The sequence below is a fragment of the Corynebacterium sp. 2571A genome, from assembly GCF_055700935.1.
Genome location: NZ_JASTTE010000001.1, coordinates 350,787 through 377,148, shown reverse-complemented (window position 1 = coordinate 377,148; position 26,362 = coordinate 350,787). Strand labels below are relative to the sequence as shown.

Annotated in this window: 37 protein-coding genes; 13 read left to right on the top strand and 24 right to left on the bottom strand. The window is 63.2% G+C overall.

The window, feature by feature from the left end; all coding sequences use genetic code 11:
* The first annotated feature begins 182 nt into the window (after positions 1 to 182).
* The 3 genes from QQS53_RS01920 to QQS53_RS01910 are packed head-to-tail and all read left to right on the top strand — an operon-like array spanning position 183 to position 2,533.
* Positions 183 to 869 carry an ABC transporter ATP-binding protein gene (locus QQS53_RS01920; RefSeq protein ID WP_472774264.1) on the top strand — a complete coding sequence of 229 codons (687 nt, stop codon included), beginning with the start codon at positions 183 to 185 and terminating at the stop codon, positions 867 to 869.
* Positions 866 to 2,317 (top strand): FtsX-like permease family protein, encoded by a 1,452-nt coding sequence (locus QQS53_RS01915; protein ID WP_472774263.1) that lies wholly within the window; start codon positions 866 to 868, stop codon positions 2,315 to 2,317. Before QQS53_RS01920 ends, QQS53_RS01915 begins: the two co-directional genes overlap by 4 nt.
* A 48-nt stretch (positions 2,318 to 2,365) precedes the next feature.
* Complete coding sequence (locus QQS53_RS01910; protein ID WP_472774262.1) at positions 2,366 to 2,533, top strand: hypothetical protein; 168 nt, start codon at positions 2,366 to 2,368, stop codon at positions 2,531 to 2,533.
* A gap of 144 nt (positions 2,534 to 2,677) precedes the next feature.
* Here QQS53_RS01910 and rplO read toward each other — a convergent pair whose 3' ends face one another.
* Genes rplO through rpsH form a run of 6 tightly spaced genes read right to left on the bottom strand, consistent with a single transcriptional unit; the run spans position 2,678 to position 5,318 of the window.
* Complete coding sequence (gene rplO, locus QQS53_RS01905) at positions 2,678 to 3,127, bottom strand: 50S ribosomal protein L15 (RefSeq protein ID WP_070768216.1); 450 nt, start codon at positions 3,125 to 3,127, stop codon at positions 2,678 to 2,680.
* Positions 3,128 to 3,134: 7 nt separating this feature from the next.
* Positions 3,135 to 3,320, bottom strand: coding sequence for a 50S ribosomal protein L30 (gene rpmD / locus QQS53_RS01900; RefSeq protein ID WP_070768215.1), 186 nt, complete (start codon positions 3,318 to 3,320; stop codon positions 3,135 to 3,137).
* A gap of 3 nt (positions 3,321 to 3,323) precedes the next feature.
* Positions 3,324 to 3,944: a 30S ribosomal protein S5 gene (rpsE, locus tag QQS53_RS01895; RefSeq protein WP_472774261.1), complete on the bottom strand. Its 621-nt coding sequence runs from the start codon at positions 3,942 to 3,944 to the stop codon at positions 3,324 to 3,326.
* Positions 3,945 to 3,978: 34 nt separating this feature from the next.
* Complete coding sequence (rplR, locus tag QQS53_RS01890) at positions 3,979 to 4,380, bottom strand: 50S ribosomal protein L18 (RefSeq protein WP_070768213.1); 402 nt, start codon at positions 4,378 to 4,380, stop codon at positions 3,979 to 3,981.
* 3 nt (positions 4,381 to 4,383) lie between these two features.
* Complete coding sequence (rplF, locus tag QQS53_RS01885) at positions 4,384 to 4,920, bottom strand: 50S ribosomal protein L6 (RefSeq protein ID WP_448232554.1); 537 nt, start codon at positions 4,918 to 4,920, stop codon at positions 4,384 to 4,386.
* A 14-nt stretch (positions 4,921 to 4,934) separates the two neighbouring features.
* On the bottom strand, positions 4,935 to 5,318 hold the full coding sequence (gene rpsH / locus QQS53_RS01880; RefSeq protein WP_472774260.1) for a 30S ribosomal protein S8: 384 nt from the start codon (positions 5,316 to 5,318) through the stop codon (positions 4,935 to 4,937).
* Between the two features lie 522 nt (positions 5,319 to 5,840).
* On the opposite strand from rpsH, the gene QQS53_RS01875 reads away from it, so the two are divergent.
* Positions 5,841 to 6,113 (top strand): DUF6457 domain-containing protein, encoded by a 273-nt coding sequence (locus tag QQS53_RS01875; RefSeq protein ID WP_472774259.1) that lies wholly within the window; start codon positions 5,841 to 5,843, stop codon positions 6,111 to 6,113.
* 96 nt (positions 6,114 to 6,209) lie between these two features.
* Positions 6,210 to 7,049, top strand: coding sequence for a formate dehydrogenase accessory sulfurtransferase FdhD (gene fdhD, locus QQS53_RS01870; protein ID WP_472774258.1), 840 nt, complete (start codon positions 6,210 to 6,212; stop codon positions 7,047 to 7,049).
* Positions 7,050 to 7,213: 164 nt separating this feature from the next.
* Here fdhD and QQS53_RS01865 read toward each other — a convergent pair whose 3' ends face one another.
* A complete protein-coding gene (locus QQS53_RS01865; protein WP_472774257.1) occupies positions 7,214 to 7,999 on the bottom strand; it encodes a formate/nitrite transporter family protein in 786 nt (261 codons plus the stop codon).
* A gap of 230 nt (positions 8,000 to 8,229) precedes the next feature.
* On the opposite strand from QQS53_RS01865, the gene QQS53_RS01860 reads away from it, so the two are divergent.
* Together QQS53_RS01860 and QQS53_RS01855 are read left to right on the top strand one after the other, a co-directional pair.
* Positions 8,230 to 9,219: a hypothetical protein gene (locus QQS53_RS01860; RefSeq protein ID WP_472774256.1), complete on the top strand. Its 990-nt coding sequence runs from the start codon at positions 8,230 to 8,232 to the stop codon at positions 9,217 to 9,219.
* 415 nt (positions 9,220 to 9,634) lie between these two features.
* Positions 9,635 to 10,477, top strand: a complete 843-nt coding sequence (locus tag QQS53_RS01855) for a hypothetical protein (protein WP_472774255.1) — start codon at positions 9,635 to 9,637, stop codon at positions 10,475 to 10,477.
* Between the two features lie 337 nt (positions 10,478 to 10,814).
* Here QQS53_RS01855 and rplE read toward each other — a convergent pair whose 3' ends face one another.
* From rplE to rpsJ, 14 genes are all read right to left on the bottom strand, one after another.
* On the bottom strand, positions 10,815 to 11,366 hold the full coding sequence (gene rplE / locus QQS53_RS01850; protein WP_070768205.1) for a 50S ribosomal protein L5: 552 nt from the start codon (positions 11,364 to 11,366) through the stop codon (positions 10,815 to 10,817).
* 2 nt (positions 11,367 to 11,368) lie between these two features.
* Positions 11,369 to 11,683, bottom strand: a complete 315-nt coding sequence (gene rplX / locus QQS53_RS01845) for a 50S ribosomal protein L24 (RefSeq protein WP_070768204.1) — start codon at positions 11,681 to 11,683, stop codon at positions 11,369 to 11,371.
* A gap of 4 nt (positions 11,684 to 11,687) precedes the next feature.
* Entirely contained in the window at positions 11,688 to 12,056 is a 369-nt protein-coding gene (rplN, locus tag QQS53_RS01840) for a 50S ribosomal protein L14 (protein WP_070768203.1), read from the bottom strand.
* 329 nt (positions 12,057 to 12,385) lie between these two features.
* Positions 12,386 to 12,694, bottom strand: coding sequence for a 30S ribosomal protein S17 (gene rpsQ / locus QQS53_RS01835; RefSeq protein ID WP_070768202.1), 309 nt, complete (start codon positions 12,692 to 12,694; stop codon positions 12,386 to 12,388).
* A 2-nt stretch (positions 12,695 to 12,696) separates the two neighbouring features.
* The gene (gene rpmC / locus QQS53_RS01830) at positions 12,697 to 12,927 is read right to left on the bottom strand and encodes a 50S ribosomal protein L29 (protein WP_070768201.1); all 231 of its coding nucleotides are present in this window, start codon (positions 12,925 to 12,927) and stop codon (positions 12,697 to 12,699) included.
* Positions 12,927 to 13,343 carry a 50S ribosomal protein L16 gene (rplP, locus tag QQS53_RS01825; RefSeq protein WP_290224696.1) on the bottom strand — a complete coding sequence of 139 codons (417 nt, stop codon included), beginning with the start codon at positions 13,341 to 13,343 and terminating at the stop codon, positions 12,927 to 12,929. Before rplP ends, rpmC begins: the two co-directional genes overlap by 1 nt.
* A 3-nt stretch (positions 13,344 to 13,346) precedes the next feature.
* On the bottom strand, positions 13,347 to 14,093 hold the full coding sequence (gene rpsC, locus QQS53_RS01820; protein WP_070768199.1) for a 30S ribosomal protein S3: 747 nt from the start codon (positions 14,091 to 14,093) through the stop codon (positions 13,347 to 13,349).
* Positions 14,093 to 14,455 (bottom strand): 50S ribosomal protein L22, encoded by a 363-nt coding sequence (rplV, locus tag QQS53_RS01815; protein ID WP_070768198.1) that lies wholly within the window; start codon positions 14,453 to 14,455, stop codon positions 14,093 to 14,095. The genes rpsC and rplV overlap by 1 nt, the downstream gene beginning before the upstream one ends.
* Before the next feature lie 3 nt (positions 14,456 to 14,458).
* Positions 14,459 to 14,737, bottom strand: a complete 279-nt coding sequence (gene rpsS, locus QQS53_RS01810) for a 30S ribosomal protein S19 (protein WP_040084843.1) — start codon at positions 14,735 to 14,737, stop codon at positions 14,459 to 14,461.
* 13 nt (positions 14,738 to 14,750) lie between these two features.
* Positions 14,751 to 15,587, bottom strand: a complete 837-nt coding sequence (gene rplB / locus QQS53_RS01805) for a 50S ribosomal protein L2 (protein ID WP_368520780.1) — start codon at positions 15,585 to 15,587, stop codon at positions 14,751 to 14,753.
* A gap of 28 nt (positions 15,588 to 15,615) precedes the next feature.
* A complete protein-coding gene (rplW, locus tag QQS53_RS01800; RefSeq protein WP_070768196.1) occupies positions 15,616 to 15,918 on the bottom strand; it encodes a 50S ribosomal protein L23 in 303 nt (100 codons plus the stop codon).
* On the bottom strand, positions 15,911 to 16,576 hold the full coding sequence (rplD, locus tag QQS53_RS01795; RefSeq protein WP_472774254.1) for a 50S ribosomal protein L4: 666 nt from the start codon (positions 16,574 to 16,576) through the stop codon (positions 15,911 to 15,913). Before rplD ends, rplW begins: the two co-directional genes overlap by 8 nt.
* Entirely contained in the window at positions 16,573 to 17,229 is a 657-nt protein-coding gene (gene rplC / locus QQS53_RS01790; protein WP_472774253.1) for a 50S ribosomal protein L3, read from the bottom strand. The genes rplD and rplC overlap by 4 nt, the downstream gene beginning before the upstream one ends.
* A gap of 32 nt (positions 17,230 to 17,261) precedes the next feature.
* Positions 17,262 to 17,567 carry a 30S ribosomal protein S10 gene (gene rpsJ / locus QQS53_RS01785; protein ID WP_003848085.1) on the bottom strand — a complete coding sequence of 102 codons (306 nt, stop codon included), beginning with the start codon at positions 17,565 to 17,567 and terminating at the stop codon, positions 17,262 to 17,264.
* Between the two features lie 767 nt (positions 17,568 to 18,334).
* On the opposite strand from rpsJ, the gene QQS53_RS01780 reads away from it, so the two are divergent.
* Genes QQS53_RS01780 through amaP form a run of 6 tightly spaced genes read left to right on the top strand, consistent with a single transcriptional unit; the run spans position 18,335 to position 21,490 of the window.
* Positions 18,335 to 18,817: an Asp23/Gls24 family envelope stress response protein gene (locus QQS53_RS01780; RefSeq protein ID WP_448871610.1), complete on the top strand. Its 483-nt coding sequence runs from the start codon at positions 18,335 to 18,337 to the stop codon at positions 18,815 to 18,817.
* Between the two features lie 6 nt (positions 18,818 to 18,823).
* Entirely contained in the window at positions 18,824 to 19,207 is a 384-nt protein-coding gene (locus tag QQS53_RS01775; RefSeq protein WP_472774252.1) for a hypothetical protein, read from the top strand.
* 47 nt (positions 19,208 to 19,254) lie between these two features.
* Positions 19,255 to 19,452: a hypothetical protein gene (locus QQS53_RS01770; protein WP_472774251.1), complete on the top strand. Its 198-nt coding sequence runs from the start codon at positions 19,255 to 19,257 to the stop codon at positions 19,450 to 19,452.
* Entirely contained in the window at positions 19,452 to 20,372 is a 921-nt protein-coding gene (locus tag QQS53_RS01765; protein WP_472774250.1) for an Asp23/Gls24 family envelope stress response protein, read from the top strand. The genes QQS53_RS01770 and QQS53_RS01765 overlap by 1 nt, the downstream gene beginning before the upstream one ends.
* Positions 20,362 to 20,937 carry a DUF6286 domain-containing protein gene (locus tag QQS53_RS01760; protein WP_472774249.1) on the top strand — a complete coding sequence of 192 codons (576 nt, stop codon included), beginning with the start codon at positions 20,362 to 20,364 and terminating at the stop codon, positions 20,935 to 20,937. Before QQS53_RS01765 ends, QQS53_RS01760 begins: the two co-directional genes overlap by 11 nt.
* Positions 20,930 to 21,490, top strand: coding sequence for an alkaline shock response membrane anchor protein AmaP (gene amaP / locus QQS53_RS01755; RefSeq protein ID WP_472774248.1), 561 nt, complete (start codon positions 20,930 to 20,932; stop codon positions 21,488 to 21,490). Before QQS53_RS01760 ends, amaP begins: the two co-directional genes overlap by 8 nt.
* 34 nt (positions 21,491 to 21,524) lie before the next feature.
* Here the strand turns inward: amaP and QQS53_RS01750 are convergent, their stop codons facing one another.
* From QQS53_RS01750 to fusA, 3 genes are all read right to left on the bottom strand, one after another.
* Positions 21,525 to 22,262, bottom strand: a complete 738-nt coding sequence (locus tag QQS53_RS01750; protein ID WP_472774247.1) for a hypothetical protein — start codon at positions 22,260 to 22,262, stop codon at positions 21,525 to 21,527.
* A 151-nt stretch (positions 22,263 to 22,413) separates the two neighbouring features.
* Positions 22,414 to 23,604 (bottom strand): elongation factor Tu, encoded by a 1,191-nt coding sequence (gene tuf / locus QQS53_RS01745; RefSeq protein WP_448871560.1) that lies wholly within the window; start codon positions 23,602 to 23,604, stop codon positions 22,414 to 22,416.
* Positions 23,605 to 24,026: 422 nt separating this feature from the next.
* Positions 24,027 to 26,156 (bottom strand): elongation factor G, encoded by a 2,130-nt coding sequence (gene fusA, locus QQS53_RS01740; protein WP_472774246.1) that lies wholly within the window; start codon positions 26,154 to 26,156, stop codon positions 24,027 to 24,029.
* Positions 26,157 to 26,362: the final 206 nt, after the last annotated feature.

Genomic DNA, 26,362 nt, shown 5'->3' with positions numbered 1-26,362 from the left:
CGCTCGTGCGCGCGCTCGGTGGCGGCCGGGTTGACGGCCGCGCGCGGGTTATGTTTCCACGGGAGTTTCACAAGGACTGACTTTAACGTTTGCACTCTCGGTGGGGGTAGGGCCAGCCCTACCCGTAAATCTAGGACCACCCCGCTTCTGCGCCAGCGTTCTCCCACGTTGAATAGGTAAACATGACGACCACATTGAAACTCAACGACGTCACCAAGAATTTTGGCGGCACCGATGTCCTCTCCGGCATCACCCTGGAGCTTTCCCCGGGTGAAACCGCAGCCATCATGGGCCCGTCCGGCTCCGGCAAGTCCACCCTCTTGCACTGCATGTCCGGGGTCCTGCTGCCCAGCAGCGGCCGGGTCCATTTCGGAACGACCGACCTGACCGAACTCACCGACGGCGACCGCTCGCACCTGCGCCTTAGCTCCTTCGGCTTCGTCTTCCAGGACGGGCAGCTCCTGCCGGAGCTCACCGCCGCGGAGAACATCGCGCTGCCGGCTACCGTGACCGGCACCTCCCGCCGGAAGGCCCGGCGCCGCGCCGTCCACCTGCTGGATCAACTGGGTCTGGGCGAGTTCGCCGACCGCCGCCCCGGGCAGCTGTCCGGCGGGCAGGCGCAACGGGTGGCCATCGCCCGCGCGCTGGCCACCGAGCCCGCGGTCATCTTCGCCGACGAGCCAACCGGGGCGCTCGACCAGGCCACCGGGCACGACGTCATGCAGATGCTGACCACGCTGGTGCGCCAGCAAGGCTCCACCCTCGTGCTGGTCACCCACGACGCGCAGGTGGCCGACTGGTTGGACCGGCGCATCGAGCTGCGCGACGGCATCATCCACGACGACCGCCTACTGGGGGCCGCGCGATGAGCACTCCCACCTCTTCGACGACGGTGCGCCGCGCTCGGCCCGCGCCGGTGCGCGCTTCCATCGGCGGCTTAGCCCTGCAGCTGTTCCGGGCCTCCGTGTCCTCGCGCACCGGTACCGGCACCCTGACCCTGCTCTCACTCGGCTCGCTAACCGTGGGCGCGACGATTGCTTTCCTCGTTGCCGGCGGGACGTACATGTTCTACCGCCGGGGCGAGGACGCTAACCTCCAGGCCAACTTGGACACCTCCCAGCCGGGCATGGACGCCCACACCTGGACGGTCTTGGCGCTAACTGCCTGCGCGTTCTTAGTGCCTGCCCTGTTTGGCCTCATCTCCCAGGCCGCCGTGACCAGCGCGGCCGGGCAGGAGCGGCGTCTGGCCGCGCTGCGGCTGGTGGGGCTCAGCGCCCGCGACATCACTCGCATGACGGTCCTGGAGACGGGCATCAACGCACTGCTCGGCACCGCGCTCGGGGCGCTTATAAGCGCGCTGCTAGTCCCGACCTTTTCCACCCTGACCTTTATGGGGATTCCCCTCTCCCCGACCGAGCTCTACCTGCCGTGGTGGGGCTACCTGGCCGTCGGATCCGCGCTCATCGTCCTGGCGTTGGCCGCCGCCCTGGCCGGGATGCAGCGGGTCGCAGTGAGCCCGCTAGGGGTAGCTCGCCGGCAGATGCCCCGGGCGCTGCGCTGGTGGCGCTCGGTGGCCTTCCTGGTGCTCGCCGTGTTTCTGTTGGCGGGAATCAAACTGCTCGAGCTATTTACCAGCCTGGCGGCTATGCTCACCGTCGTCGGATTTCTGTTCCTGCTCATCGCCACTCTGAGCCTCATCGCTCCGCTCTTCCTCCAAGTCGGCGCGCGGCTGGCGGGCCCCTTGGGGTCTAACGCGCACTTCATAGCCTCGCGCCGGGTGGCTGCCGGGGCTCGGGCAACCTGGCGGCGGATCGCGCCGAGTTCGCTTTTCGGACTCTTGGCCGGCTACATGATCGTTTCCCCCTTTGGCGGCGACGACCTGAGCCGGGCACTGCAGGAGAGCCCGGAGGCCTCCATCATTTTCCACGACGTTTTCACCGGGATCATCCTGACCATTTCCTTCGGCTTCTGCATCATGGCGATGTCCATCCTGCAGGGCCAAGCGCACGAGGTCTTCGCCAACGCTGACCTGACCCACAGCCTCCGGCTGATGGGGCTGCGCACGGGCTTCCTCACCCGCGTGGCCGCCTACGAGATCTTCGCTCCCCTTATCACCGTCAGCCTGCTCGGATTTACCTGGGGCGCGGTCATCGGCCTGGTGATGCTCTCCGGCGCCGGGGATATAGAGACCGCCCCGCGCCTGGCCAACGCCGGGCTCCTACTGGGCGCGGGCTGGCTCGTCGTGGCCGTGGCGTTTATCGCCGTTATCCCCCTGCGGAATCGGGTAGCCCACAACGCCACCCGCAAAAACGACTAGGCTGGCAGGACAGACAACCGTTAGCCGTTCAAGGAAGGAATTCTATCTATGGCTACCACTAAGTTCCACCCCACCCGCCGCCTGGCGGCCGTCGCCCTGACCGCGCTGCTTGCCGTGGGCGGCGCCACCGCCTGCGACGACTCCTCCCGCAGCGAGAACGAGCACGACGTCTCCTCCACCGAGCCGTCCGCGCCGGCCTCCGAGGAGTCCAAGTAACCTATCGCGCCGCTCCCCTGGCGCTTGCCGCACCAGCGCGGCGAGCGCTGTAGTGGCAGATAAGACAAAGAAAAATCCCACCGTCGGTGTCCCGGAAACGGGAACCCGGCGGTGGGATTGTTGTTTAGTAGGTCTTAAAAAGACTTACTTGGTCGCGGTGGTGGAACCACCGGCGGCCTCGATCTTCTCCACAGCGGACTTGGAGAACTTGTCAGCGGTGACGTTCAGCTTGACGCTGATCTCACCGTTGCCCAGGACCTTGACCGGCTGCTTAGCGCGGACCAGGCCGGCGGAGACGATGTCTGCGACAGTGACGTCGCCGCCGTTCGGGAAGGCCTTGGCCAGGTCGGACACGTTGACCACCTGGTAATCGACCTTGTTCGGGTTGCGGAAGCCCTTGAGCTTCGGCAGACGCATGTGGATGGGCATTTGGCCACCCTCGAAAGCGGCCGAGACCTGCTTACGTGCCTTGGTACCCTTGGTACCGCGGCCGGCGGTCTTACCCTTGGAGGCCTCACCGCGGCCGACGCGGGTCTTGGCCTTGTTAGCGCCCTTGGAAGGGCGCAGATCGTGCAGCTTGATGATATCAGCCATGATTTATCTACTCCCCTGCCACTTCTTCAACGGTGACCAGGTGACGCACCTTGTTAACCATGCCGCGGATGATCGGGGTGTCCTGCTTAACCACGGACTGACCGATCCGCTTGAGGCCCAGGGCCTCAATGTTGGCGCGGTGGTTCGGCTTGGTGCCCACCAGGCCCTTAATTTGAGTAATCTTCAGAGCCATTGTTTATGCCTCCTGACCTGCGCGACGGCGCAGCATACGGGCCGGGGTGACCTCCTCGAGGGACTTGCCGCGGCGAGCGGCAACTTCCTCGGGGCGGACCAGCTGCTTGAGGCCGTCCACGGTAGCGCGGACGACGTTGAGGGCGTTGTCGGAGCCCAGGGACTTCGACAGGATGTCCTGCACGCCGGCGCACTCGAGCACCGGGCGGGCAGCGCCACCGGCGATGACACCGGTACCGGGGGCGGCCGGCTTCATCATGACGATGCCGGCGGCGTCGCGGCCCTCGACCGGGTGGGTGATGGTGCCGGCGATCATCGGGACGCGGAAGAAGTTCTTGCGAGCTTCCTCGGCACCCTTCTGGATGGCGGCCGGGACTTCCTTGGCCTTGCCGTAGCCGACGCCGACCATGCCCTGGCCGTCGCCAACGACCACGAGAGCGGTGAACGACATGTTGCGGCCACCCTTGACGGTCTTGGAGACGCGGTTGATGGTCACAACGCGCTCGATGTACTTATCGCGCTCGTTGTCCTGGTTACGACGATCGTTGCGGCGGTTGTGGCCACCGCGGTTGTTGTTCTTGTTCTCGGCGGAGCGTCCGCCGTCACGCTGTTCACGGTCCGACATTAGGCGTTCCTTCCGTTGATGTTTCCGTTGACCATTAGAACTTCAGACCGCCTTCACGTGCGGCCTCAGCCAGAGCTGCGACGCGACCGTGGTACTTGTAACCACCGCGGTCGAAGACAACCTGCTCGATGCCAGCTGCCTTGGCGCGCTCTGCGATCAGCTCACCCACCTTGGAAGCCTTAGCCTTCTTGTCGCCTTCGAGGGCGCGGATGTCCGCTTCCATGGTGGACGCGGAGACCAAGGTGTGGCCCGCCAGGTCGTCGATGACCTGGACGTGCATGTGGCGGGAAGAGCGGTGGAGAACCAGACGCGGTGCCTCCGGGGTACCGCGCAGGGTCTTACGGATACGGAAGTGACGGCGGGCGCGTGCCTCGCGACGACGGCTAGAGATGTCCTTGCCGACTGGAGTGCGCTTGTTGTTTTCAGTGTTTGCCATTGCTTACTTACCCGTCTTTCCGACCTTGCGGCGGATCTGCTCGCCTTCGTAACGAATGCCCTTGCCCTTGTAAGGATCGTCCTTACGCAGGCGGCGGATGTTCGCGGCGATCTGTCCGACAGCTTGCTTGTCAATGCCAGTGATGGAGAACTTGGTGGCGCCATCAGTTGCGAAGCTGATGCCCTCCGGAGCCTCAATGAGGATCGGGTGGGAGTAGCCCAAGTTGAACTCCAGGTTCGAACCCTTCTGCTGAACGCGGTAGCCGACACCGAAGATTTCCATCTTGATGGTGTAGCCATCGGTCACGCCGACAACGGCGTTGTTGATGAGGGAACGAGACAGGCCGTGCAGGGCACGGTGCTTGCGGTGATCATCCGGGCGGGAGACGCGGATCTCGTTGTCCTCCACGGCGACGGTGATCGGCTCCGGGACCTCGACGGTCAGGGTGCCCTTCGGCCCCTTGACCTCGATGGTCTGTCCGTTGATCTTGGTTTCGACGCCGCTCTTAACGGCGATGGGTGCTAGACCGACTCGAGACATGTGTCATACCTCCCTTACCAGACGTAGGCGAGAACTTCTCCGCCTACGCCCTTCTCCTGAGCCTGACGATCGGTCAGCAGACCGTGGGACGTGGAGATGATGGCCACGCCCAGGCCGCCAAGGACCTTCGGCAGGTTGGTGGACTTTGCATACACACGCAGACCCGGCTTAGACACGCGGCGCAGACCGGACAGGGAGCGCTCACGGTTGTTGTACTTAAGCTCGAGGGACAGCTCGCGGTCCTCGACAGAGTAGTCAGCGATGTAGCCTTCCTGCTTCAAGATCTCAGCGATGTTGGCCTTGATCTTGGAGGTCGGCATCGACACGGTGTCGTGGTGCGCATGGTTTGCGTTGCGCACGCGCGACAGCATGTCGGCGATAGGATCAGTCATGGTCATGGTTAAACGACCGTTACCTTTCTCGTTGCGGTTCCCACCCCAGCCGCGCGGCAGGCAGGGACTGCCTGCCCGTTCGACTGGACTCACCACGCGCGTTTTCCGTGTGATTTCGGGCTACTCACGCTCCCCGCGGTCAATACCGCGAGGCGCTCGCCACCCTTTGATACAAACACGGTCCGCTCTATCGGCGAGGGGCCTACAACAAAGTTGATGTTCAATTCTTACCTGGAAGGCGCCAAAAATCACGGCTTAGCAGCACCATTACGGTCCCCGCCAAGCAGGTCAGGGGTTCAAAACCCCCGACGGACGCTATTCCAACGGGTCAGTGTACCCAACCAGCTGGGCGTTTGTAAAATTTCTCCTGCTCACGACTTCTTCGCCCCAACCGGCAACCGCGCGCACCGCGCCCGCCGCCGCGTTTGGCAACCGCCCGCCCCCACGCCCACAGCTGCGACAAAACTCCTGCCGACCTTGCTGCCTGCGCCAACGCCTCTTTTTGCGCGGGGGCCTAAACTGGTTCCCATGTCTGATGATGCGAAGAAGATCGATAACAACAAAGAACCCATGCAGTCCGCCCACGCCTGGCTCGTCGAAGCCGCCGGCTACCTGGGCCTAGACAAGCCGGATGCCACCGCCCTGACCAAGGAGCTGCTCGACCTGACCGCCGACGTCGCCCACAACCGTTCCCGCCCGGCCGCACCGCTGACCGCGTTCCTAGTCGGCCTCGCGTCCCAGGACACCGACGAGGCCCGCCAGCACATCGAAAAGCTGCGCGCCCAGATCGCCGAGCAGTAGCAAGCCGGCCGCACCGGCCAGGTCATAGCAAGCCAGGTCAGTAAGACCCTAGGCCAGAGAACACCAGGTCAGAGATAAACCAGACCAGGAGGATTAGTGTCCAACAGGGTTAACGCTCGCTTTGCCGTCACTCGGGTGCGCCTCGACGAGGACGGCCAGCTCACCCAGGTCGATACCCGGGCCGATACCGTCGCGGGCGAGGAACCGCTGGAGATCCGCGTGGACGGCCAGACGATTACGACCACCATGCGCACCCCGGGCCACGACGTGGAACTGGCCCACGGCTTCCTCCACTCGGAGGGCCACATCCAGGCTGCCGCCGACGTGACGACCGCGCGCTACTGCGCCGGGTCTACCGTCAACGGGGAAAACACCTACAACCTGCTAGACGTGGAACTGGCCCGGCAAAACGTCATCGAGCTATCGGATCTGCGCCTGGGGCTGACGACCTCCGCGTGCGGGGTCTGCGGCACCTCCTCCATCGAGCAGCTCCAGCACAAGCTGCCCTACCCTATCCCCGGCTGGGACGTGGACCCGCAGCTCATCGCAAACATCCCGGACCGCCTGCGTGAGCACCAGAAGCAGTTTAAAAAGACCGGCGGCATCCACGCCGCGGCCGCCTTCACCATGGACGGCGAGCCGGTGGTCGTGCGCGAGGACATCGGCCGGCACAACGCCGCCGACAAGGTCATCGGGCACCTGTTGCTGGAAGGCCGCCTGCCCGCCCACGACCTGGTGCTCGTGGTCAGCTCGCGTGCCTCGTTCGAGCTGGTACAAAAGGCCGCCATGGCCGGCTTCCCCGCGCTGATTGCGGTCTCCGCCGCCTCCTCCCTCGCCGTCGAGACCGCCCGCGAGGCCGGAATGGCACTCGTCGGCTTCGCCCGCGGCAACCGCTTCAACCTGTACTCCGGCCAGCTGGACCGCTCGCGGGTCTAGCTCCGAACCCACCACCAGATTGCTAGCGCTAGATCGCCAACTGCAGATCACTAAAGCCCGCCGGGTATATGCCCGGCGGGCCTAGTTCCACGCATGCGGGAACTTCCCGAAATTCGGAGACTCGCGGAACCAGAAAGTCTGAGTCTCCTATTCCTCGGCGGGGACTAGTCGCGGTATTCCTCGGGGCCGTTGTTCAGCCAGGCGTAGACGCCACCGATGAGGAAGCCACCGCCGACGAGGTTGCCCAGCCAGACCAGGGTCCAGTTGAGCGCGACATTGCCGATGGTCAGCGCGGCCGGGAGCGGATCCGAGCCGAAGGCGGTGAGCAGGAAGAGGCAGAAGTTAGCGATAACGTGCTCGAGGCCCAGGCCCACGAAGCAGGCGATGATCGGCACGATCATGAAGAACTTGGAGACGACCTCCTTGGCGAAGATGCCGCCCACGATGGCCATGTTGACCACGAAGTTAGCCAGGATTGCCTCGACGAACATGCCCTGCGGGGACTTGGTCAGCTTGCCCTCGGACAGGGTGACGATGAGGTGGGTGGGATCCATGCCGGAGAACTTCGCCGACATCCCCATGGCGGCGGCGAAAAGGATCACGCCCACCAGGTTGAAGAAGGTGGTCACGATGAGCAGCCAAAGGCCCTTGCCCCAGGAGACCTGCTTGTTGACCGCACCGTAGACCATGTACATCATGTTGCCGGTGGCCAGGTCAGCGCCGAGCACCACGATGGCGAACAGGCCCAGGCCAAACAGCATGGCGAAGACCGGGGTTCCCAGGCCGGGCGCTAGCTGCTCCACCGAGTTGCCCACGACGCCGGCGAAGGCGGTGCCCACGGTCAGGTAGACGCCCGCCAGGGTGGAGCGGCCCGCGAACCTGCTGAAGGATTTATCCAGCAGGGTCACTTTCTTATTGACGGCCGCGGCGGCCGAATCATTCAACGACATTGATTTCCTTTACTGCGGTTACGCGGAAGGGGCCACGCGGGCCTAGTACGCATAGAATTCTAAGGCTCTATACAGCAGTTGCATAATCAGGCGGCAAAGTCTTCGGCCATCCCAACCGTGTCTTTTGCAACTCCAGTCACTCCAGGCACTATGGTTGTGTATATTCGTTCCGCCGGCCCCACCGGCGGGCCCCTCCCTCTCCCAGCCCTACCCCTTTCGGAGCCACCCCGATGCCGAGCCACCCACACACCAGCGCCTGGTCCGCCCTACAGGCCCGGGGCGACGCTGCCCGCCCGGATTCCCGCTCCACACCCCGCCCGCGCCCGGAAGCCGCGAGCCCACGCCGCCGCCCCCGCCCGAGCGCGACAATCCCCCCGCGGCAGCGCCCCTCGACTTTCCCACAGCAAGAGGTGGCCGCGGCCGCGCCAGCTGCCGAAGCAGTCGATACCGGCCAGACCAAGTCCGGGCCCGCCCTGCTCCGCGCGTGGAGCAACAACGGCGCGGTCCGTGTTGCAGTCGGCGTCGTAGCTACGGTCGCGCTCATCTTCTCCATCCAGCGCACCGTGGACACCCCGGAGGAAATCATCGAGGCCCCACAGCTGTCGGCGCACGCCGGTCAGACCCCGAATATCGCGCCGTCGCCGGCGCAGGAGATGTACGTCCCGGCGGTTGGCATTCACGCCGATTTCGACGCGGAGCCTTGCCGGGTCAAAGGCGGCGCGATCGACCCGGAGAATATGGCCACCGCGTGCACATACACCGCGGATGACCGCCCCTACTCCCTGCCCGGCACCACCGCCGAGGACCTCGTGGTGGTCGCCGGCCATACGGGCGCGGGCGTGCCCGGAGTCTTCGACAACCTCTACGACGGCGGCAGCGACGAACACCGCGTCGACGTGGGCGACAAGCTCTATCTGCGCACCGAGGCCTCCGGCGACGACTGGCTGGTCTATGCTGCGACCGACCTCCACGACCCCGACAAGGACGGCCTAGCTGACGACTCCACCGTGTGGGGCGACGGCCCCCAGCCCGGGCGCCTGTTGACCATCAGCTGCATCCAGCCCGCCAACCTGTGGCAGCCGGCCGTCCGCAACGCGGTCGTGGGCTGGCAACTGGAATCCGTAGTCAGCCCGGACGACGGCAGCAATGCCCCGGACCGCGTCTCCCCGGACGAGGTCCAGCCCGTGCCCTACCCGGGCAAGGAGCCCGCTTCGGCCTAGCTATAACGCACCTGCCGGCATGGCCCAGCACCATACTCGCCCGGACGCCCGCGGGATACCGTCGGCGCGCTACTTAACATCCTGGACACAAATGTCTATACCCCCAAAACCTACCCCCAGCAAAGACGCAAAAGCTTAAATAATACCTTTAAGCAGGAAGGATCCAACCCGAAGACACCGACGGTTGTCCGATCCACCAACTAGCTGGAGATTTACCAACGCCCTGAGCCCGGACCCGCCGCCATGTCTACCCTTTTCCTGGCAAAAACACGCCTCAATATTCAAAGTTACAGATGGGACAATTGTTACTTGTTGTGACAAACGAGGCGTTTGGGGCTAACCTCAATTTCGATGGCGCCATAATCCCCTATTCGAAATTGGCGCCTAGTCCCATCACTCTCAAGGAGAACCTCTCATGCAGAAGCTCACCCGCACCCTGACCGCCGGCGTCATGGCCGCCGCTCTTACCCTGGGCGGCACCGTCGTCGCTCAGGCTCAGGAAAACCCGATGTCCCTCAGTGTCAATGGCACGGAGTACTACAAGAACGCCGAGGGCAAGTACGTCTCCGGCTTCGGTGAGGACGCCACCGAACTGACCGGCACCGAGCTCGACAACGCCCTGAACGAGTGGCGCGAGGAAAACGGCTTCACCTCGGAAGGCGACTCCGCTGACGCCGGCGAGGAAGCCACCCCCGAGGAAAACGAGGGCATCCCCGACCCGGCCACCATCGAGGAAGAGGGCACCACCTGGTACCAGTCCACCCAGGACAAGGGCGTCTACGTCGACGACCCGGCCAAGGTCAACGAGCCGATCACCGATGAGATGCGCGCTGCTTCCGATGCCATGCTGGCCGAATACGACCAGCAGCAGGCAGAGGAAGAAAAGGACTACTCCAAGCTGGCATGGCTGGCCCTGCCGGCAGCCCTCATCATCGGCGGCGTGACCTGGTACCTGATGCAGGACGGCAAGACCTACACCCAGGACAAGTCCCGCGTGAACGATCAGCCGACTGCAGAAGAAAAGGCCGCCTCCGAGGAGCTTTTGGCCGCTAACAAGGACGAGGTCATCGCCCAGGGCGGCAAGCTGGACGAGGCCGCCTACGCCGGCGCCGGCGCCGCTCAGGACACCGCCACCGCCCCGCGCGGTATGGCCGCTGAGACCGGCTCCAGCACCGTCGCACGTGGCCTCATCGCCCTAGCCGTAGTCGCCATGGCTGGCGCCGCCGCCTTCGTAGCCCGCCGCAAATTCTTCGCCTAGTAGCGCGAAGCCGAAACGCTAAAGCTCCCGTACCCACCAACCCGGTGACTACGGGAGCTTTTCTATGCCCAGCTCAGCGCCCGTAAGCAGCCACCGACACGCAGCAGGCGGCGATGAAGCCCTCTCAGCAACGTCGTGCCTCGGATACACCACTGAGCGCACAGGATACTGCTCCGTGCCGCAGTTAAATGGGGGCGTCAGCTAAAGAGCAAAAACAGAGTAGACAAAGACTAAAGACAGCCAAGAACCCCGGCCGGTACTTCGTGTGAGTACCGGCCGGGGTCCTGCTTAACGCCAGTTCCTAGCCTTGGTTCGGCTGGGAGCTCGGCTGGCTACCTTACTTGAACGGGAAGCCCAGCTCGCGCAGGAGCTTGCGGCCTTCGTCGTCGTTGGTAGCGGTGGTCACGACCGTGATGTCCATACCACGCGGGCGATCGATCTTGTCGATGTCGATCTCGTAGAACATGGACTGCTCGGACAGGCCGAAGGTGTAGTTGCCGTGGCCGTCGAACTGCTGATCAGACAGACCGCGGAAGTCGCGAATACGCGGCAGCGCGATGGTCAGCAGGCGGTCCAGGAACTCCCACATGCGGTCGCCACGCAGGGTGACGCGGGCGCCGATCGGCATGCCCTCACGCAGCTTGAAGTTTGCGATGGACTTGCGGGCGCGGCGCAGCTGCGGCTTCTGGCCGGTGATCAGGGCCAGGTCTTCCAGTGCACCGTTGATCAGCTTGGAGTCACGGGCAGCGTCGCCGACGCCCATGTTGACGACAACCTTGGTCACGCCCGGAATCTGCATGACGTTGTCGTAGTGGAACTCCTCGTTGAGGGTGTTCTTGATTTCGTCGCGGTAGCGCGCCTTCAGGCGCGGGGTGTAGTTCTCGCTCATGTTTAGATGTCCTTCCCGTTGCTACGCGCGATACGGACCTTCTTGCCGTTTTCGTCGAAACGGTAGCCCACGCGGGTCGGCTTACCCTCGGAGTCCAGGATCGCAACGTTGGACACGTGGATCGGAGCCTCCTGGGTCACGATTCCGCCGGACTCAGCACCGCGCTCGGTAGCGGAGTTGGCGACGTGCTTCTTGATGCGGTTGACGCCCTCGACGAGGACCTTCTCGCGCTTCGGGTATGCCTCGATGACCTTCCCCTGGGCACCCTTATCCGGGCCCGAGATGACAACGACCATATCTCCCTTATGAATCTTCATAAGACTAGATCACCTCCGGGGCGAGAGAAACGATGCGCATGAAGCGCTTGTCACGCAGCTCACGAGCAACCGGCCCGAAGATACGGGTACCGCGGGGCTCGCTCTCACCCTTCAGGATGACAGCAGCGTTCTCATCAAAGCGGATGTAGGAGCCGTCCGGACGACGGGTTTCCTTCTTGGCACGGACGATGACGGCCTTGACGACGTCACCTTCTTTAACGTTTCCGCCTGGCACGGCTTCCTTGACAGTGGCGACGACGACGTCACCGATGCCAGCGAAGCGACGTACGGAGCCACCGAGTGGGCGGATGACGAGCAGCTCTCGTGCACCCGAGTTATCGGCGACGCGCAGGCGCGATTCTTGCTGAATCACTATGGGTCTCCTGACCTGGATTAACGTGCGACAAGATTTCCGTCCTTGCCACACCTGGTCTACTTACATGATTGGAGCTAAAGCCTTACAACGAACATGTCGAGGGGTCTCGGGGCTGCGGTTCGGAACGCACCGCGCGCCGACCAAGCCTTTAGCAACCCTAATATTCAACCACATGCCGGCCCCTTAACTCAAATCCCTCATCTTTTCATTCTGCAACACGCCGCCGACCAGTTTGCGCTGGTGCGGAGGCTGGGCATGCAAAAAGCCCGCAGCCAACCACATGGTTGCTGCGGGCCTTAATCGCGTAATCGCGAAAGGGCTAGGTTTTACTTAGCCTTCTCGACGATCTCGACGAGACGGAAGTGCTTGTCCTTGGACAGCGGGCGGGTCTCGGCGATGCGGACGCGGTCGCCGACGCCGGCGATCTCGTCTTCGTCGTGCGCCTTCACCTTGGAGTTCGAGCGCATGATCTTACCGTACAGGGCGTGCTGCTTGCGGTCTTCGAGCTCGACGACAATAGTCTTCTGCATCTTGTCAGAAACCACGTAGCCGGTGCGGACCTTGCGGGCGCCCTTTTCCTTCTCCTTCTTCGGAGTCGGTTGCTTCTTGGATTCAGTCACGTTTGCCTCACTCATGATTAAGCCTCAGCTCCCGGAGCAACGGACAGGCCCAACTCGCGCTCACGCAGAACGGTGTAAATGCGGGCGATGTCGCGCTTTACAACGCTGACGCGGCGGTTGTTGGTCAGCTGGCCAGTTGCCTTCTGGAAGCGGAGGTTGAACAGCTCTTCCTTCGCATCCTTCAGGCGGTTTTCCAGCTCGGAGTTGTCGAGCTCGCGGAACTCGTGGGCGGGGGTACCGGTAGCCATTAGAACTGGTCCTCCTTCTTGATGATGCGGACCTTGCACGGAAGCTTCTGGCCGGCACGGCGCAGAGCCTCAATAGCGGTGGCCTCGTTCGGGTAGCTCATCTCGAAAAGAACGCGGCCCGGCTTGACGTTAGCCACCCACTTCTCGACCGGGCCCTTACCGGAACCCATACGAACGCCGAGCGGCTTCTGGGTCAACGGACGGTCCGGGAAGATGTTGATCCACACCTTGCCACCACGCTTGACGTGGCGGTTGATGGCAATACGTGCGGCCTCAATCTGACGGTTGGTGATATAAGCCGGCTCGAGAGCCTGGATGGCGTAATCACCGAAGTTGATGCGGTTACCGCCCTTGGAGACACCGCGCCGACCCGGGCGGTGCTGACGACGGTACTTGACGCGCTTAGGAATCAGCATGGATTAGCCCTCCTGCTTCTGCTGTGCGCGCTGACGGCGCTGGCCGCCACGGCGGGAACGACCACCACGGTCGCGGCCGCGGCCCTGCGCCGGAGCGTTCAGTTCGGATTCGCGTACGCCGCCGACAACGTCACCCTTGTAGATCCACACCTTGATGCCGATGCGGCCGAAGGTGGTGTGGGCCTCTGCGGTGCCGTAGTCGATTTCCGCACGCAGGGTGTGCAGCGGAACGCGGCCTTCGTGGTAGCGCTCGGTGCGGGACATCTCGGCGCCGCCCAGACGACCAGAGCAGAGGACCTTGATGCCCTTGACCTGCGGCTGGCGCATAGCGGACTGGATGGCCTTGCGCATAGCGCGACGGAAAGCAACGCGGTTGACCAGCTGCTCAGCGATGGACTGAGCAACCAGGGTGGCGTTGGCGTCGACCTGCTTGACCTCGAGGATGTTGAGGGCAACCATCTTGCCGGTGAGCTTTTCCAGCCCACGGCGGATGCGGTCGGCCTCAGCACCGCGGCGACCGATCACGATGCCCGGGCGGGCGGTGTGAATGTCGACGCGGACGCGGTCACGGGTGCGCTCGATGACGACGTCGGCGATGCCGGCGCGCTCGAGACCCGTGGACAGGTACTCGCGGATCTTGATGTCTTCGGCTACGTACTTTGCGTAGTCGTCCTTATCGGCGTACCAGTGGGTCTTCCAGTCGGAAGTGATGCCCAAACGTAGGCCGTGAGGATGGATTTTCTGGCCCATTACTTGGCCCCTTCCTGCTGGCTCTCGACCACCACGGTGATGTGGCTGGTGCGCTTACGGATCATGAATGCGCGGCCCTGGGCGCGCGGCTGGAAACGACGCATGGTCGGACCCTCGTTGGCGTAAGCCTCGGAGATGACCAGGGTCTTCGGGTCGAGCCCGAAGTTGTTCTCAGCGTTAGCAGCGGCCGAGGCAACGACCTTAGCGACCGGCTTAGCAGCGCCCTGCGGGGCGTACTTCAGGATAGCCAGTGCCTCGGATACGGACTTACCGCGTACCAGGTCGATAACGCGGCGCGCCTTCATCGGGGTTACGCGGACGTAACGGGCCGTAGCGCTGGCGTTGGTGATGGTGTCACTCATCGCTTATCGACGTCCCTTCTTGTCATCCTTGACGTGACCCTTAAAGGTCTTGGTGGGGGCGAACTCGCCCAGTTTGTGGCCGACCATGGAGTCGTCGACAAACACCGGCACGTGCTTCCGGCCGTCGTGGACGGCGAAGGTGTGGCCAATGAAGTCCGGCAAAATGGTCGAACGGCGGGACCAGGTCTTGATGACCTGCTTGGTGCCTGCCTCGTTCTGAGCATCTACCTTGTTGAGGAGGTGCTCATCGACGAAGGGGCCCTTCTTTAGGCTGCGTGGCATTTTTTACCTCCTCTTAGCGCTTCTTGTTCGGGCGACGACGGCGCACGATCATGTTGTTGGAGTAACGGTTCGGGTTGCGGGTACGGCCTTCCTTCTGGCCCCACGGGGAAACCGGGTGGCGACCACCGGAAGTCTTACCCTCACCACCACCGTGCGGGTGGTCGACCGGGTTCATAACAACACCACGGACGGTCGGGCGAACGCCCTTCCAACGCAGACGGCCGGCCTTGCCCCAACGGATGTTCATCTGGTCGGCGTTGCCGACCTCACCGACGGTAGCGCGGCAGCGGATGTCCACGCGGCGGATTTCGGAAGACGGCATACGCAGGACTGCGTACTTGCCTTCCTTACCCAGCAGCTGGATGGAAGCACCAGCGGAGCGGGCCAGCTTAGCGCCGGCGCCCGGCTTCAGCTCTACAGCGTGGATGATGGTACCGGTCGGGATGTTGCGCAGCGGCAAGTTGTTACCGGTCTTGATATCGGCGTTGGCGCCAGACTCGACCATGGTGCCCTGCTTCAGGCCCTTCGGTGCGATGATGTAGCGCTTCTCGCCGTCCACGTAGTGGAGCAGAGCGATGTTTGCGGTGCGGTTCGGGTCGTACTCGATGTGAGCGACCTTTGCCGGGATGCCGTCCTTGTCGTTACGACGGAAGTCGATCAGACGGTAACGGCGCTTGTGTCCACCGCCGATGTGGCGGGTGGTGATGCGACCGTAGTTGTTACGGCCGCCGGTCTTGCTCAGGGGACGCAGCAGGGACTTCTCCGGAGTAGAACGAGTGATTTCCTCGAACTTAGACACGGAGGATGCGCGGCGACCCGGAGTTGTCGGCTTGTACTTACGAATAGCCATAATTCTTCCTTACTTCTCGACTTTCCTCTTAGGCGCCAGCGCCGAAGATGTCGATGGAGTCGCTGCCCTCACGGAGCGTCACGTAGGCGCGCTTGGTGGACTTGCGTCGGCCGAAACCGGTGCGGGTGCGCTTCAGCTTGCCCTCGCGGTTAACGGTGTTGACGGAGTCGACCTTCACGCCGAAGATCTGCTCTACGGCATCTTTGATTTGGGTCTTGTTGGAGTCCTTGGCGACGAAGAACGTGTAGACGTTCTGCTCCATCAGGCCATAGGACTTTTCAGAGACGACCGGGGCGATGATGATATCGCGCGGGTTAACGGTCTTAGCCATTGGTGACCTCCTTGGCCTCGTCAGCGCCGTTGACACGGTTGACGAAGGTATGCAGAGCCTCAACGGAGAACACAACGTCGTCCGCGTTCAGGACGTCGTAGGTGTTCAGCTGGCCAGCGTCCAGGATGTGGACGTTTTCCAGGTTGTTGGCGCTGCGGCGAGCGTTCAGGTCCTCGCGGCCGATGACCAGCAGCACGTTCTTGCGGTCGGTCAGGCGCTCGAGGAAGGCCTTAGCCGACTTGGTGGACGGCTTCTGGCCCGGAACCAGCTCTTCGATGACGTGGATGCGCTCGTTGCGAGCACGGTCGGACAGTGCGCCGAAGAGAGCAGCCTTGATCATCTTCTTCGGGGTACGCTGCGCGTAGTTACGCGGCTGCGGACCGTGCACGGTGCCGCCGCCAGTGTAGTGCGGGGCGCGGATGGAGCCCTGACGAGCTCGGCCGGTGCCCTTCTGGCGGAACGGCTTGCGGCCACCGCCGCGGACATCGCCGCGGGTCTTGGTGGCGTGGGTGCCCTGACGGGCGCCGGCCAGCTGAGCGGTGACGACCTGGTGCATCAAAGCGATGGATGCCTCGGTGTCAAAGATTTCAGCCGGCAGCTCCACGGAGCCGTTGGTCTTACCCTCAGCGGTCTGGACGTCTAGCTTAAGGTTGCTCATGCGTGTGCACCGCCCTTCACTGCGGTCTTAACGGTGACGAGTCCGCCGCGCGCACCCGGGATAGCACCCTTGATGAGCAGCAGGTTGGACTCGGCATCGATCTTCTGAACCTTCAGGTTTTGCGTGGTAACGCGGTCCTGGCCCATGCGGCCAGCCATGCGCTTACCCTTGAAGACGCGGCCCGGGGTAGCAGCGCCGCCGATACCGCCGACGCGGCGGTGAGCAGCCTGGTTACCGTGTGCAGCGCCCTGGCCGGCGAAGCCGTGGCGCTTCATAGCGCCGGCGTAGCCGTGGCCCTTGGTGGTGCCGGTGACATCCACGAAGTCAACGCCTTCGAAGATGTCAACGGTCACGTCCTGGCCGACCTCGTAAGCGGAGGTGTCGTCCATGCGGATCTCGGCCACGTGGCGACGCGGGGTCACGCCAGCCTTCTTGAAGTGGCCAGCGGCCGGCTTCTTAGCCTTGCGGGGATCCATGTCGCCGAAGGCGATCTGGATGGCGTTGTAGCCATCGGTTTCTACGGTACGAATCTGGGTGACAACGCACGGCCCAGCCTCGACGACGGTGACCGGCACAACGCGGTTCTCCTCGTCGAAGACCTGGGTCATGCCGAGCTTGCGGCCCAGAATGCCCTTGATCTCGTTTTCACTCATTAGTTTTTCTCCACCAAAGTTCTATTCGTCGATCACTGAATGTTCACGTCGACACTTGCCGGAAGATCGATGCGCATCAGGGCGTCAACGGTCTTCGGCGTCGGGTCGAGAATGTCGATCAGGCGCTTGTGGGTGCGCATTTCGAAGTGCTCGCGAGAGTCCTTGTACTTGTGTGGAGAACGAATAACGGCGTATACGTTCTTTTCGGTCGGCAGCGGCACCGGGCCAACGACACGGGCACCCGTGCGGGTGACAGTTTCGACGATCTTCTTAGCAGAAGCGTCGATAGCCTCGTGGTCATAGGCCTTCAGCCGAATGCGGATTTTTTGTCCCGCCACGCTTATCCTCTTTCTCGCTTTCCCACTTTCACATACCCGGTTCTTCCGGGGCGTGAAGCGGTGGAAACTTGCTTCTCGATTTCTCTATAACGTTGTCCGGGCCTGGGGCCTGGGCGCAACGCCAGTTGTCTTGACTGCCATGACGACGAAGAAGTGCTCGGCCTGGCAAAACAGGCACCGACTTCTTTTCGGGGTACAAGACCCGAAGTCAATTCAAGCTACTCGAGGACGGTTTTCACGCATTACACGTGGCAATCCGAACCGATTTACTATACTGCCGCTGTTTATTTGCCATGCCCCTTCTCCGGTCCTAATTCTCGGGATGTCTCTGCTCAAACGCGGACCTAGCCCGATCCTTAGACCTTCGTTAGCACCTGCCGAAGCAGGCCCTATGCGAAAGCGTCATGTTCGCCTTACCAGCGTCAGCGTCTTCCTTCTTCCTTCTGGAAGCGCCGCCGTAGTTTCCTACCGCGGCCTTTCCGTCAGCCCAAAGGACACGCTGCCGTGTTAAAGCAACCCTTGTATTAAAGCACGTAGACTCGCTTTTTCCAAACCACTGCCCAAACAGTGCTAAAAATCACCTTTGCATAAAGATTCGTCTATCCCTGCATTAATAACGAGCCGGGCCCGTGAAATCTCCGTATACTTTGGGTCGTAAATAAAACCCCATTATTGAAAGGGAAATAGCTGTGGCTAACAACACTGCAAACTCCGGCAAGAACTCCAACAACAACTCGGCTAACGAGACCAAGACCGACGTGACCAAGGTGCAGGATTCCGCTTCCCAGAACGCCCCGGCCCAGAAGGTTGGCGGCGAGGAGGTCTCCCAGCGCAAGGTGAACTCCAACCTGGAGACCGAGTACGGCACCACCACCATTGACGACGACGTCGTTGCCAAGATCTCCGGCATCGCCGCCCGCGAGGTCTCCGGCGTTTCCGCCCTGGGTGGCGGCGGCGCTCGCATGCTGGGCTCCATCCGCGAGTCCTTCGGCGCTTCCGAGGACGTCCGCCAGGGCGTGTCCGTCGAGGTTTCCGAGGGCACCGCTTCCGTCGAGGTCGCCATCATCGCCGAGTACGGCGTGGCCATCCACGAGCTGGCCGAGGCCATCCGCCGCAACATCATGAACGCCGTGGAGCGCATGACCGGCCTGAACGTTGACCGCGTCGACGTCATCGTCCACGACGTTAAGCTGCCGGAGGAAGATAACGACGACAACGAGCAGCAGGCCATCGCTGGCAACCAGGCGTAGTAACTCATGCCCAGTCCCCGTTCTCGCTTCCTCTTAGAGGCAGACCAGGCCCAAGGGCTAGCTGCAGCACTGGAAGGACTTCCCGGCGTCGCCGAGCTCTTCGGCGGACGCTTCGGGGAAGTCTCTCTATATTTCCCGGGCCAGCGCGTCCCGGGTATCCGCCAACTGCACCAGCGCGACGACACCCAGATCGAAATCCAGGTGGTTGCGGATCTCTCCGGCACCACAGATCTCCACGATTTGGCCGACCGCGTGCGCGATAAGGCCCGGGAGACCGTTCCTGAGCTGCAACGCGTGGATGTCCGCATCGCTGATGCCGTCGCGAACGCTTCCGCTGTAGCAAGCGCGGATTCTTCCGCTGCCCCACCGGCTGACGGCCCGGCCTCGTAGACGAGCGACCCGCCCGACTTCTTAACTTCCCAACGAAGGGTAAACCTATGAACAACTACACCACTTACGGCATCGTTGCCGGTGTTGTTTTGGCCTTCGCCATCATTCTGGGCAACCTGCCCCTGGTGCTGCTTACGATCCTGTTCAGCGCCATCGGCGGTGTCATCGGTGCGCACTTTGATGGCCGCATCAATCTTTCCGAAATCTGGTACAACATCATCGGCAAAGACAAGGGCCAAGGCTAATGACCGACACCCCGAACAACCCCACTGGGGCCGGGGCGGATAACGCTGGCGCGACGGATATCTCCATCCGCACTTTCGACAAGTTGGTCACGGCAGCCATCCGTTCCGTGCCCGGAACCTGCGACGTGGACTCGAAGCTCGCCGGTATTGCCGGCCGCGGTTTCCCGCGCGTGCACACCCAGGTGGATTCCTACCGCCGCGTCCTGGCGGTGGAGGCTTCCATCGCGGTGACCTGGCCCGCGCCCGTGACCCAGGTGGCGGAGCAGGTCCGTGCCGCTATCGCCGAGGCCGCGCGCACCTACACGGACTACGAGACCACCCGGGTCAACGTCTCCGTGGGCACCGTGGTTCCGGGCGAGCGCATCGCCCCGACCAGCGTTGCCGCCCGCCCGCACGCCGCGGCGTTCAGCCCGCAGGTCAACCCGCACCTCGTGTGGCAGCCGGAGACGGTCCGCGGCATCGATAAGCTCGCGGAGATCCACTCCCCTGAGCCGGTCCGCCTGCGTTCCATCGACGCCGGCAGCGAGCCGGAGGTGCGTTCCGTGTCTGCGGACGCCTCCCCGTTCCGCCCGCGCCAGATTGCGCAGCCGCGCCAGCCACGGGTTACCAGCCCGGTCACCCCGGAGCCGGTCACCCCGCGCTCGGTGCAGGCGCCTGCCCCGGCACGCTTGCACGCCCACGGCGAGGCCTTTGAACACCAGCCGCGGCCGGTGCGCACCGCGTCCAGCCAGCCGCTGCGCCGGATCGAGATCCGGCCCGCCAATCCGTCGCCGGCGCACGTCTACGCGCCCCGCCCGGAGCCGCTGCGCCAGATCGAGGTCACTCCGCTGACCGTCCGCAGCCCCGAAATCGTCCCGTTCCATACCCGCCGGAAGGCGTCCCACCCGCAACCGCAGAAGGGGGGCTACGATGTCCGCTAAGTCCGGTAACAAGGAAATCGTCGGCCTGGGCCAGCAGCCCAAGGCCTCCCCCGCCGCGCGCGGCTGGGCCATCTTCCTAGGCCTGTTGTTGCTCGCGCTGGCCGTCGTGGCCGGCCGGGAGACCTGGCTCGTGGCCTCGGACGCCAACGCCAGCTCCTGGGTCACCCCGGTCACCGACCTGGTGGCCCGGGAGAACCTGGAGACCTGGATGGTCTGGGCCGGCGTAGCCGCGGTCGTGGTGGGGCTAATCTTCCTCATCGTGGCCTTCAAGCCGCGCCGGAAGACCCACATGCGCCTCGAGTCCGAGCGGTCCTCGGTCTGGCTGCGCGCCGTGGACGTGGCCCGCCGCTCGAGTGCGGTGGCCCGCCAGGCCCCCGGCGTTGCCGCCGCCCGCACCCAGGCCACGGACAAGAACGTCAAGATCACCGTCAACGGCGACACCGAAGACCCGGCACTGGCCCCGCGCGTGGAAGAGGCCGTCAGCCAGGCGCTGCAGGAACTGTCTTCCACCCCGCGTGTCAGCGTGACCGTCGAGCCGGTCCAGGAGGTCGAAACCAATGTCTAGAGCACTAGCTACCGTCGACCGTCTACTGTTTTTCCTGCTGGGCGTCGTCCTCGTCGTGCTGGGCCTGTGGCCCATCCTGATGCACTTCGACGTCGGCTTCGCTAACCAGGCCGCCGAATGGGTCAACCACGACGTCTGGGGCAGCCTCAGCGAGCAGTCCTGGTGGGTCTACGTCCTGGCCGGCACCGCCGTCGTGGCCTTCATCCTGGGCCTGTGGATCATCGTGGCGAACTCCCGCCCGCACCGCTTCAACAAGCTGACCTCCTCGGCCTCCAACGACGAGGGCCAGGTGACCATGTCGATGAACCCGATTGCCGGGGGCATCGCCAGCGCCCTGGAAAACCTCGACGGCGTGGAGACCGTCGACCGGCGCGTGACCTACGACCGCAAGCGGCCGACCATCGCCTACACCGTCATCAGCAGCGCGGAAAAGCCCCTGGCGGACCTGCGCGCAGAGATCGAGCAGTGCGAGAGCGACTTCCGCCTGGCCTTCCCGGAGATGGACGTGGACACCACGTACAAGCTCCACTACTCCAAGCTGAAGGCGCGCTAGCCAGCCGCGGCCCCCTGGGGCCGGTCACCCGGCCCTAGCACTCCGCGACGAGCACGTCCTCGATGGCGCCGAAGCGCGCCACCTGGCCGCCCGGCAAGCAGACCACCATCTGCCCACCCGGGCGGCATTGTTCTATCTTCTCCCATTTGAGGCTTCGCTGCTGCAGGTCCCGGCGGCCGGCCGAATAGACCCGCAGGCCGTGGCCTAGCACCAGCGTCTCGCCCTGGTCGGTCTTTATCACCCAGACCACATCGCCGACGTCCCGGCGCCGCAGGGGCTTCTCCCGCGTCGCGGAGGAAAGCAGTTCCCGCGCCTTGGCAATCTCCTTGTCGTCCACCCGCTTAAGGGACTCGCACACGCCCAGGCGGTGCTCTATGCCCTCGGCGTCGGCCACCACCAGCGGCCGGGCGGGCCCGGTGGCGCGCAGGCGGGAATAGTCCCAGACCACCGGCTGCAGGGCGCGCGCCTGCCCGCCTGAGTCCCGGAAGGAGCGCACGACTATACGCTCCGGGTAGACCATCACGCGCGCGGTGGGCGCCTGCGTGGCCACCAGCCAGCAGCCCTGCGCCACCCCGCCCTCGGTAGGTAGCAGGGCGGGCCGCTGCCGGGACATCTCCTCCAACGCAGAAACCAGGTCCTCGTCGCTGGTGCCCCAGCCAATCCCCCGCTCGGCCAGTTGCGCGAAGATGGTGGCCAGGGACTCCTCCGGCCGGCCCTCCCAGGCCTCCTGGAGCGCGCCCAAGGTCTTTTCAATACGGGTTGGATCATGCACCCGTCCAACTCTATTACACCGCGCGAATGCGCCCGCCCCGCCCACCCTGGGCGCAGGGCGCGGCCAGCCCTAAGACGCGAAAAAGCCGCCTCCCCGAAAGGGGAAGCGGCTCAATCTATTACGCCTTAGCGCGGCGCGTTAAGGGTATCGATTACTCGATGACCTTGGTAACGCGGCCAGCGCCGACGGTGCGGGAGCCCTCGCGGATAGCGAAGCGCAGGCCCTCGTCCATAGCGACCGGCTGGATCAGCTCAACGCTCATCTCAACGTTGTCGCCCGGCATAACCATCTCGGTGCCTTCCGGCAGCTTGATGACGCCGGTGACGTCGGTGGTGCGGAAGTAGAACTGCGGACGGTAGTTGTCCATGAACGGGGTGTGGCGGCCGCCCTCTTCCTTCTTCAGGACGTAGACGGAACCCTCGAACTTGGTGTGCGGGGTGTAAGCGCCCGGCTTGATGACAACCTGGCCACGCTCGACCTCTTCGCGCTTGGTACCACGCAGCAGCAGACCACAGTTGTCGCCAGCCTCGGTGTAGTCCATCATCTTGCGGAACATCTCGATACCGGTGACGGTGGTGGACATGGACTTTTCCTTGATACCGATGATCTCGACGTCCTCGTTGACCTCGAGACGGCCACGCTCAACACGGCCGGTCACGACGGTGCCGCGGCCGGTAATGGTGAAGATGTCCTCGATCGGCATCAGGAACGGCTTGTCGGTCTCGCGCTCCGGATCCGGGATGGACTCGTCGCAGGCATCCATCAGTTCGACGATGGACTTAACCCACTTCTCGTCGCCCTCGAGAGCCTTCAGAGCGGAGATGTGAACGATCGGAGCTTCCTCGTCGAAGTCCTGCTCGCCCAGCAGCTCGCGGATCTCCATCTCGACCAGCTCGATGATTTCCTCATCATCGACCATGTCGCACTTGTTCAGTGCAACGAGGATGTACGGAACGCCAACCTGGCGAGCCAGCAGAACGTGCTCGCGGGTCTGCGGCATCGGGCCGTCGGTAGCGGCGACGACCAGGATAGCACCGTCCATCTGAGCAGCGCCGGTAATCATGTTCTTGATGTAGTCGGCGTGGCCCGGGGCGTCCACGTGTGCGTAGTGGCGCTTCGGGGTGGAGTACTCAACGTGGGAGATGTTGATGGTGATACCGCGCTCCTTCTCCTCCGGAGCCTTATCGATCATGTCGAAAGCGAAAGCGGTGTTCTCTTCCGGGTACTCGTCAGCCAGCACCTTGGTGATCGCTGCGGTAGTGGTGGTCTTGCCGTGGTCGACGTGTCCGATGGTGCCGATGTTAACGTGCGGCTTCGAACGCTCGAACTTCTCCTTTGCCACTGTATGTCCTCCTGGACTATATGGTGGCTACGACCTTCGCAGCCACGTGGTTGACAGTTGCCATAGGCACGTGGGTTGTAACCGCGTGCTTATGACGCTTTCTTTACGTGCCAGTTACACGATCCTAGATTTATGCCGCGGATATTTCAAACCGCCCTTGCGGGAAGTCTGTCCGCGGAAGTTAGTGCGGACGTTATCTCTCGACAAGAATCTTTGCGGATCCTAGGTGAGCGGTAACGGCCGGCTCAGCCTGCACTATCGCGGCGTCAACACTGCGAGATTACAAGGCTCAGCCCGACCGCTACCGACCCAACCTAGCCCCTAGGAAGGGCCTGGCATTCCCTAGCGCAGAATACCAAACCCGCTCTCTTCCTAGGATTTTGGGGTCAGAAAACCCCAAGTGGTAGCCGGGGTGGATACCCCTAGTTGGCGTTGCCAGTGCGCTCAGCGATGATCTCCTGGGCCACGCTGGAGGGAACCTCAGCGTAGGAGTCGAAGACCATGGTGAAGTTCGCACGGCCGGCGGTCGAGGAACGCAGGTCGCCGATGTAGCCGAACATCTCGGACAGCGGGACCTTGGCCTTGACCACCTTGGCGCCGGCGCGGTCTTCCATAGCGTAGACCTGGCCACGGCGGGAGCTGATGTCACCGTTGACGGTGCCCATGTACTCCTCCGGGGTGACGACCTCGACGGCCATCAGCGGCTCGAGCAGGGTCGGCTTCGCCTTGGCGACGGCTTCCTTCAGGACCTGGGAGCCGGCCAGCTTGAAGGCCATCTCCGAGGAGTCCACGTCGTGGTAGGCGCCGTCTTCCAGGGTGGCCTTGATGTTGACCAGCGGGAAGCCTGCCAGGTAACCGTACTGCATAGCGTCCTGGATACCAGCGTCGACGGACGGGATGTACTCCTTCGGAATACGGCCACCGGTGACCTCGTTGACGAACAGGTACTGCGGGTTCTCTCCCTCTTCCAGGGTCTCCGGGTCCGGGTTGTACGGCTCGATGGAGACGATGACCTTTGCGAACTGGCCGGAACCACCGGTCTGCTTCTTGTGGGTGTAGTCCAGGGACTTCACCGGCTTCTTAATGGTCTCGCGGTAAGCGACCTGCGGGTTACCAATGTTGGCCTCGACCTTGAACTCGCGCTTCATGCGGTCGACCAGGACGTCCAGGTGGAGCTCGCCCATGCCGCCGATGACGGTCTGGCCGGATTCTTCGTCCAGTTCGACGGTGAAGGTCGGGTCCTCGTCCGCCAGCTTCTGGATGGCGGTGCCCAGCTTCTCCTGGTCGGCCTTGGTCTTCGGCTCAATGGAGACCTTGATAACCGGATCCGGGAAGTCCATGGACTCCAGGATGATCGGGGCATCCTTGGCACACAGGGTGTCACCGGTGGTGATGTCCTTCAGGCCAATAATGGCGTAGATGTTGCCGGCCACGGCCTCATCCACCGGGTTTTCCTTGTTGGCGTGCATCTGGAAGATCTTGCCGATGCGCTCCTTCTTACCCTTGGTGGAGTTGATGACCTCGTCGCCCGGGGCCACGCGACCGGAGTAGACGCGCACGAAGGTCAGCTGACCAAAGAACGGGTGGGCAGCAATCTTGAAGGCCAAGCCGGAAAACGGCTCGTCCTTGGACGGCTTACGAGTCATGTCCTCGTCCTCGTTGCCCACGGCGTGGCCGTGCACCTCGCCGACGTCCATCGGGGTCGGCAGGTAGTCAACGACGGCGTCCAGCAGCGGCTGGACACCCTTGTTGCGGTAAGCAGTACCGCACAGGACCGGGTAAATCTCGGAGTTGATGGTCAGCTTACGGATGCCGGCCTTGAGCTCCTCGATGGTCAGCTCTTCGCCGCCGAAGTACTTTTCCATCAGCTCTTCGTCAGACTCGGCGACGGCCTCGACCAGCTTCTCGCGGTACTCGGCGGCCTTGTCCTTCAGGTCGTCCGGGATCTCCTCGATGGTCGGCTCAGCACCGGTCTCGACCTTGCCGCGCCAGGTGATGGCCTTCATTTCGAGCAGGTCAACGACGCCGTCGAAGTCATCCTCAGCGCCGATCGGCAGCTGCATGACCAACGGCTTAGCGCCCAGGCGGTCGATGATGGTCTGCACGGTGAAGTAGAAGTCAGCGCCCAGCTTGTCCATCTTGTTGACGAAGCAGATACGCGGAACGTCGTACTTAGCAGCCTGACGCCACACCTGCTCGGACTGCGGCTCGACACCTTCCTTGCCGTCGAAGACGGCGACGGCACCGTCCAGAACACGCAGGGAACGCTCCACCTCAACGGTGAAGTCCACGTGGCCCGGGGTGTCGATGATGTTGATCTGGTTGCCTTCCCAGAAACAGGTGACGGCGGCGGAGGTAATGGTGATGCCGCGCTCCTTCTCCTGCTCCATCCAGTCAGTCGTGGAGGCACCATCGTGGGTCTCGCCTACCTTGCGGTTAATACCGGTGTAGAACAAGATACGTTCGGTCGTGGTGGTCTTACCAGCATCGATGTGGGCCATGATGCCGATGTTGCGGACCTTTTTCAGATCCTTAAGCACTTCTTGTGCCACAGTCTTTACCCCAACTCATAGTCGTTAAATGGATAGTTCTCGGTCAATTGTGCCACTAATAAGCCGCTTTAGCAGCACATGGGCGCCTAAAACACCCAAAGTGGCCTGCTAGACAAATGCCCGAGCAACGATTATCAAGTTATGGGCGCCGTGCGACGGCGCGGAAACTAGGTTGTCGTTACTCGGGCATGTGCGTGCAGTCTGCT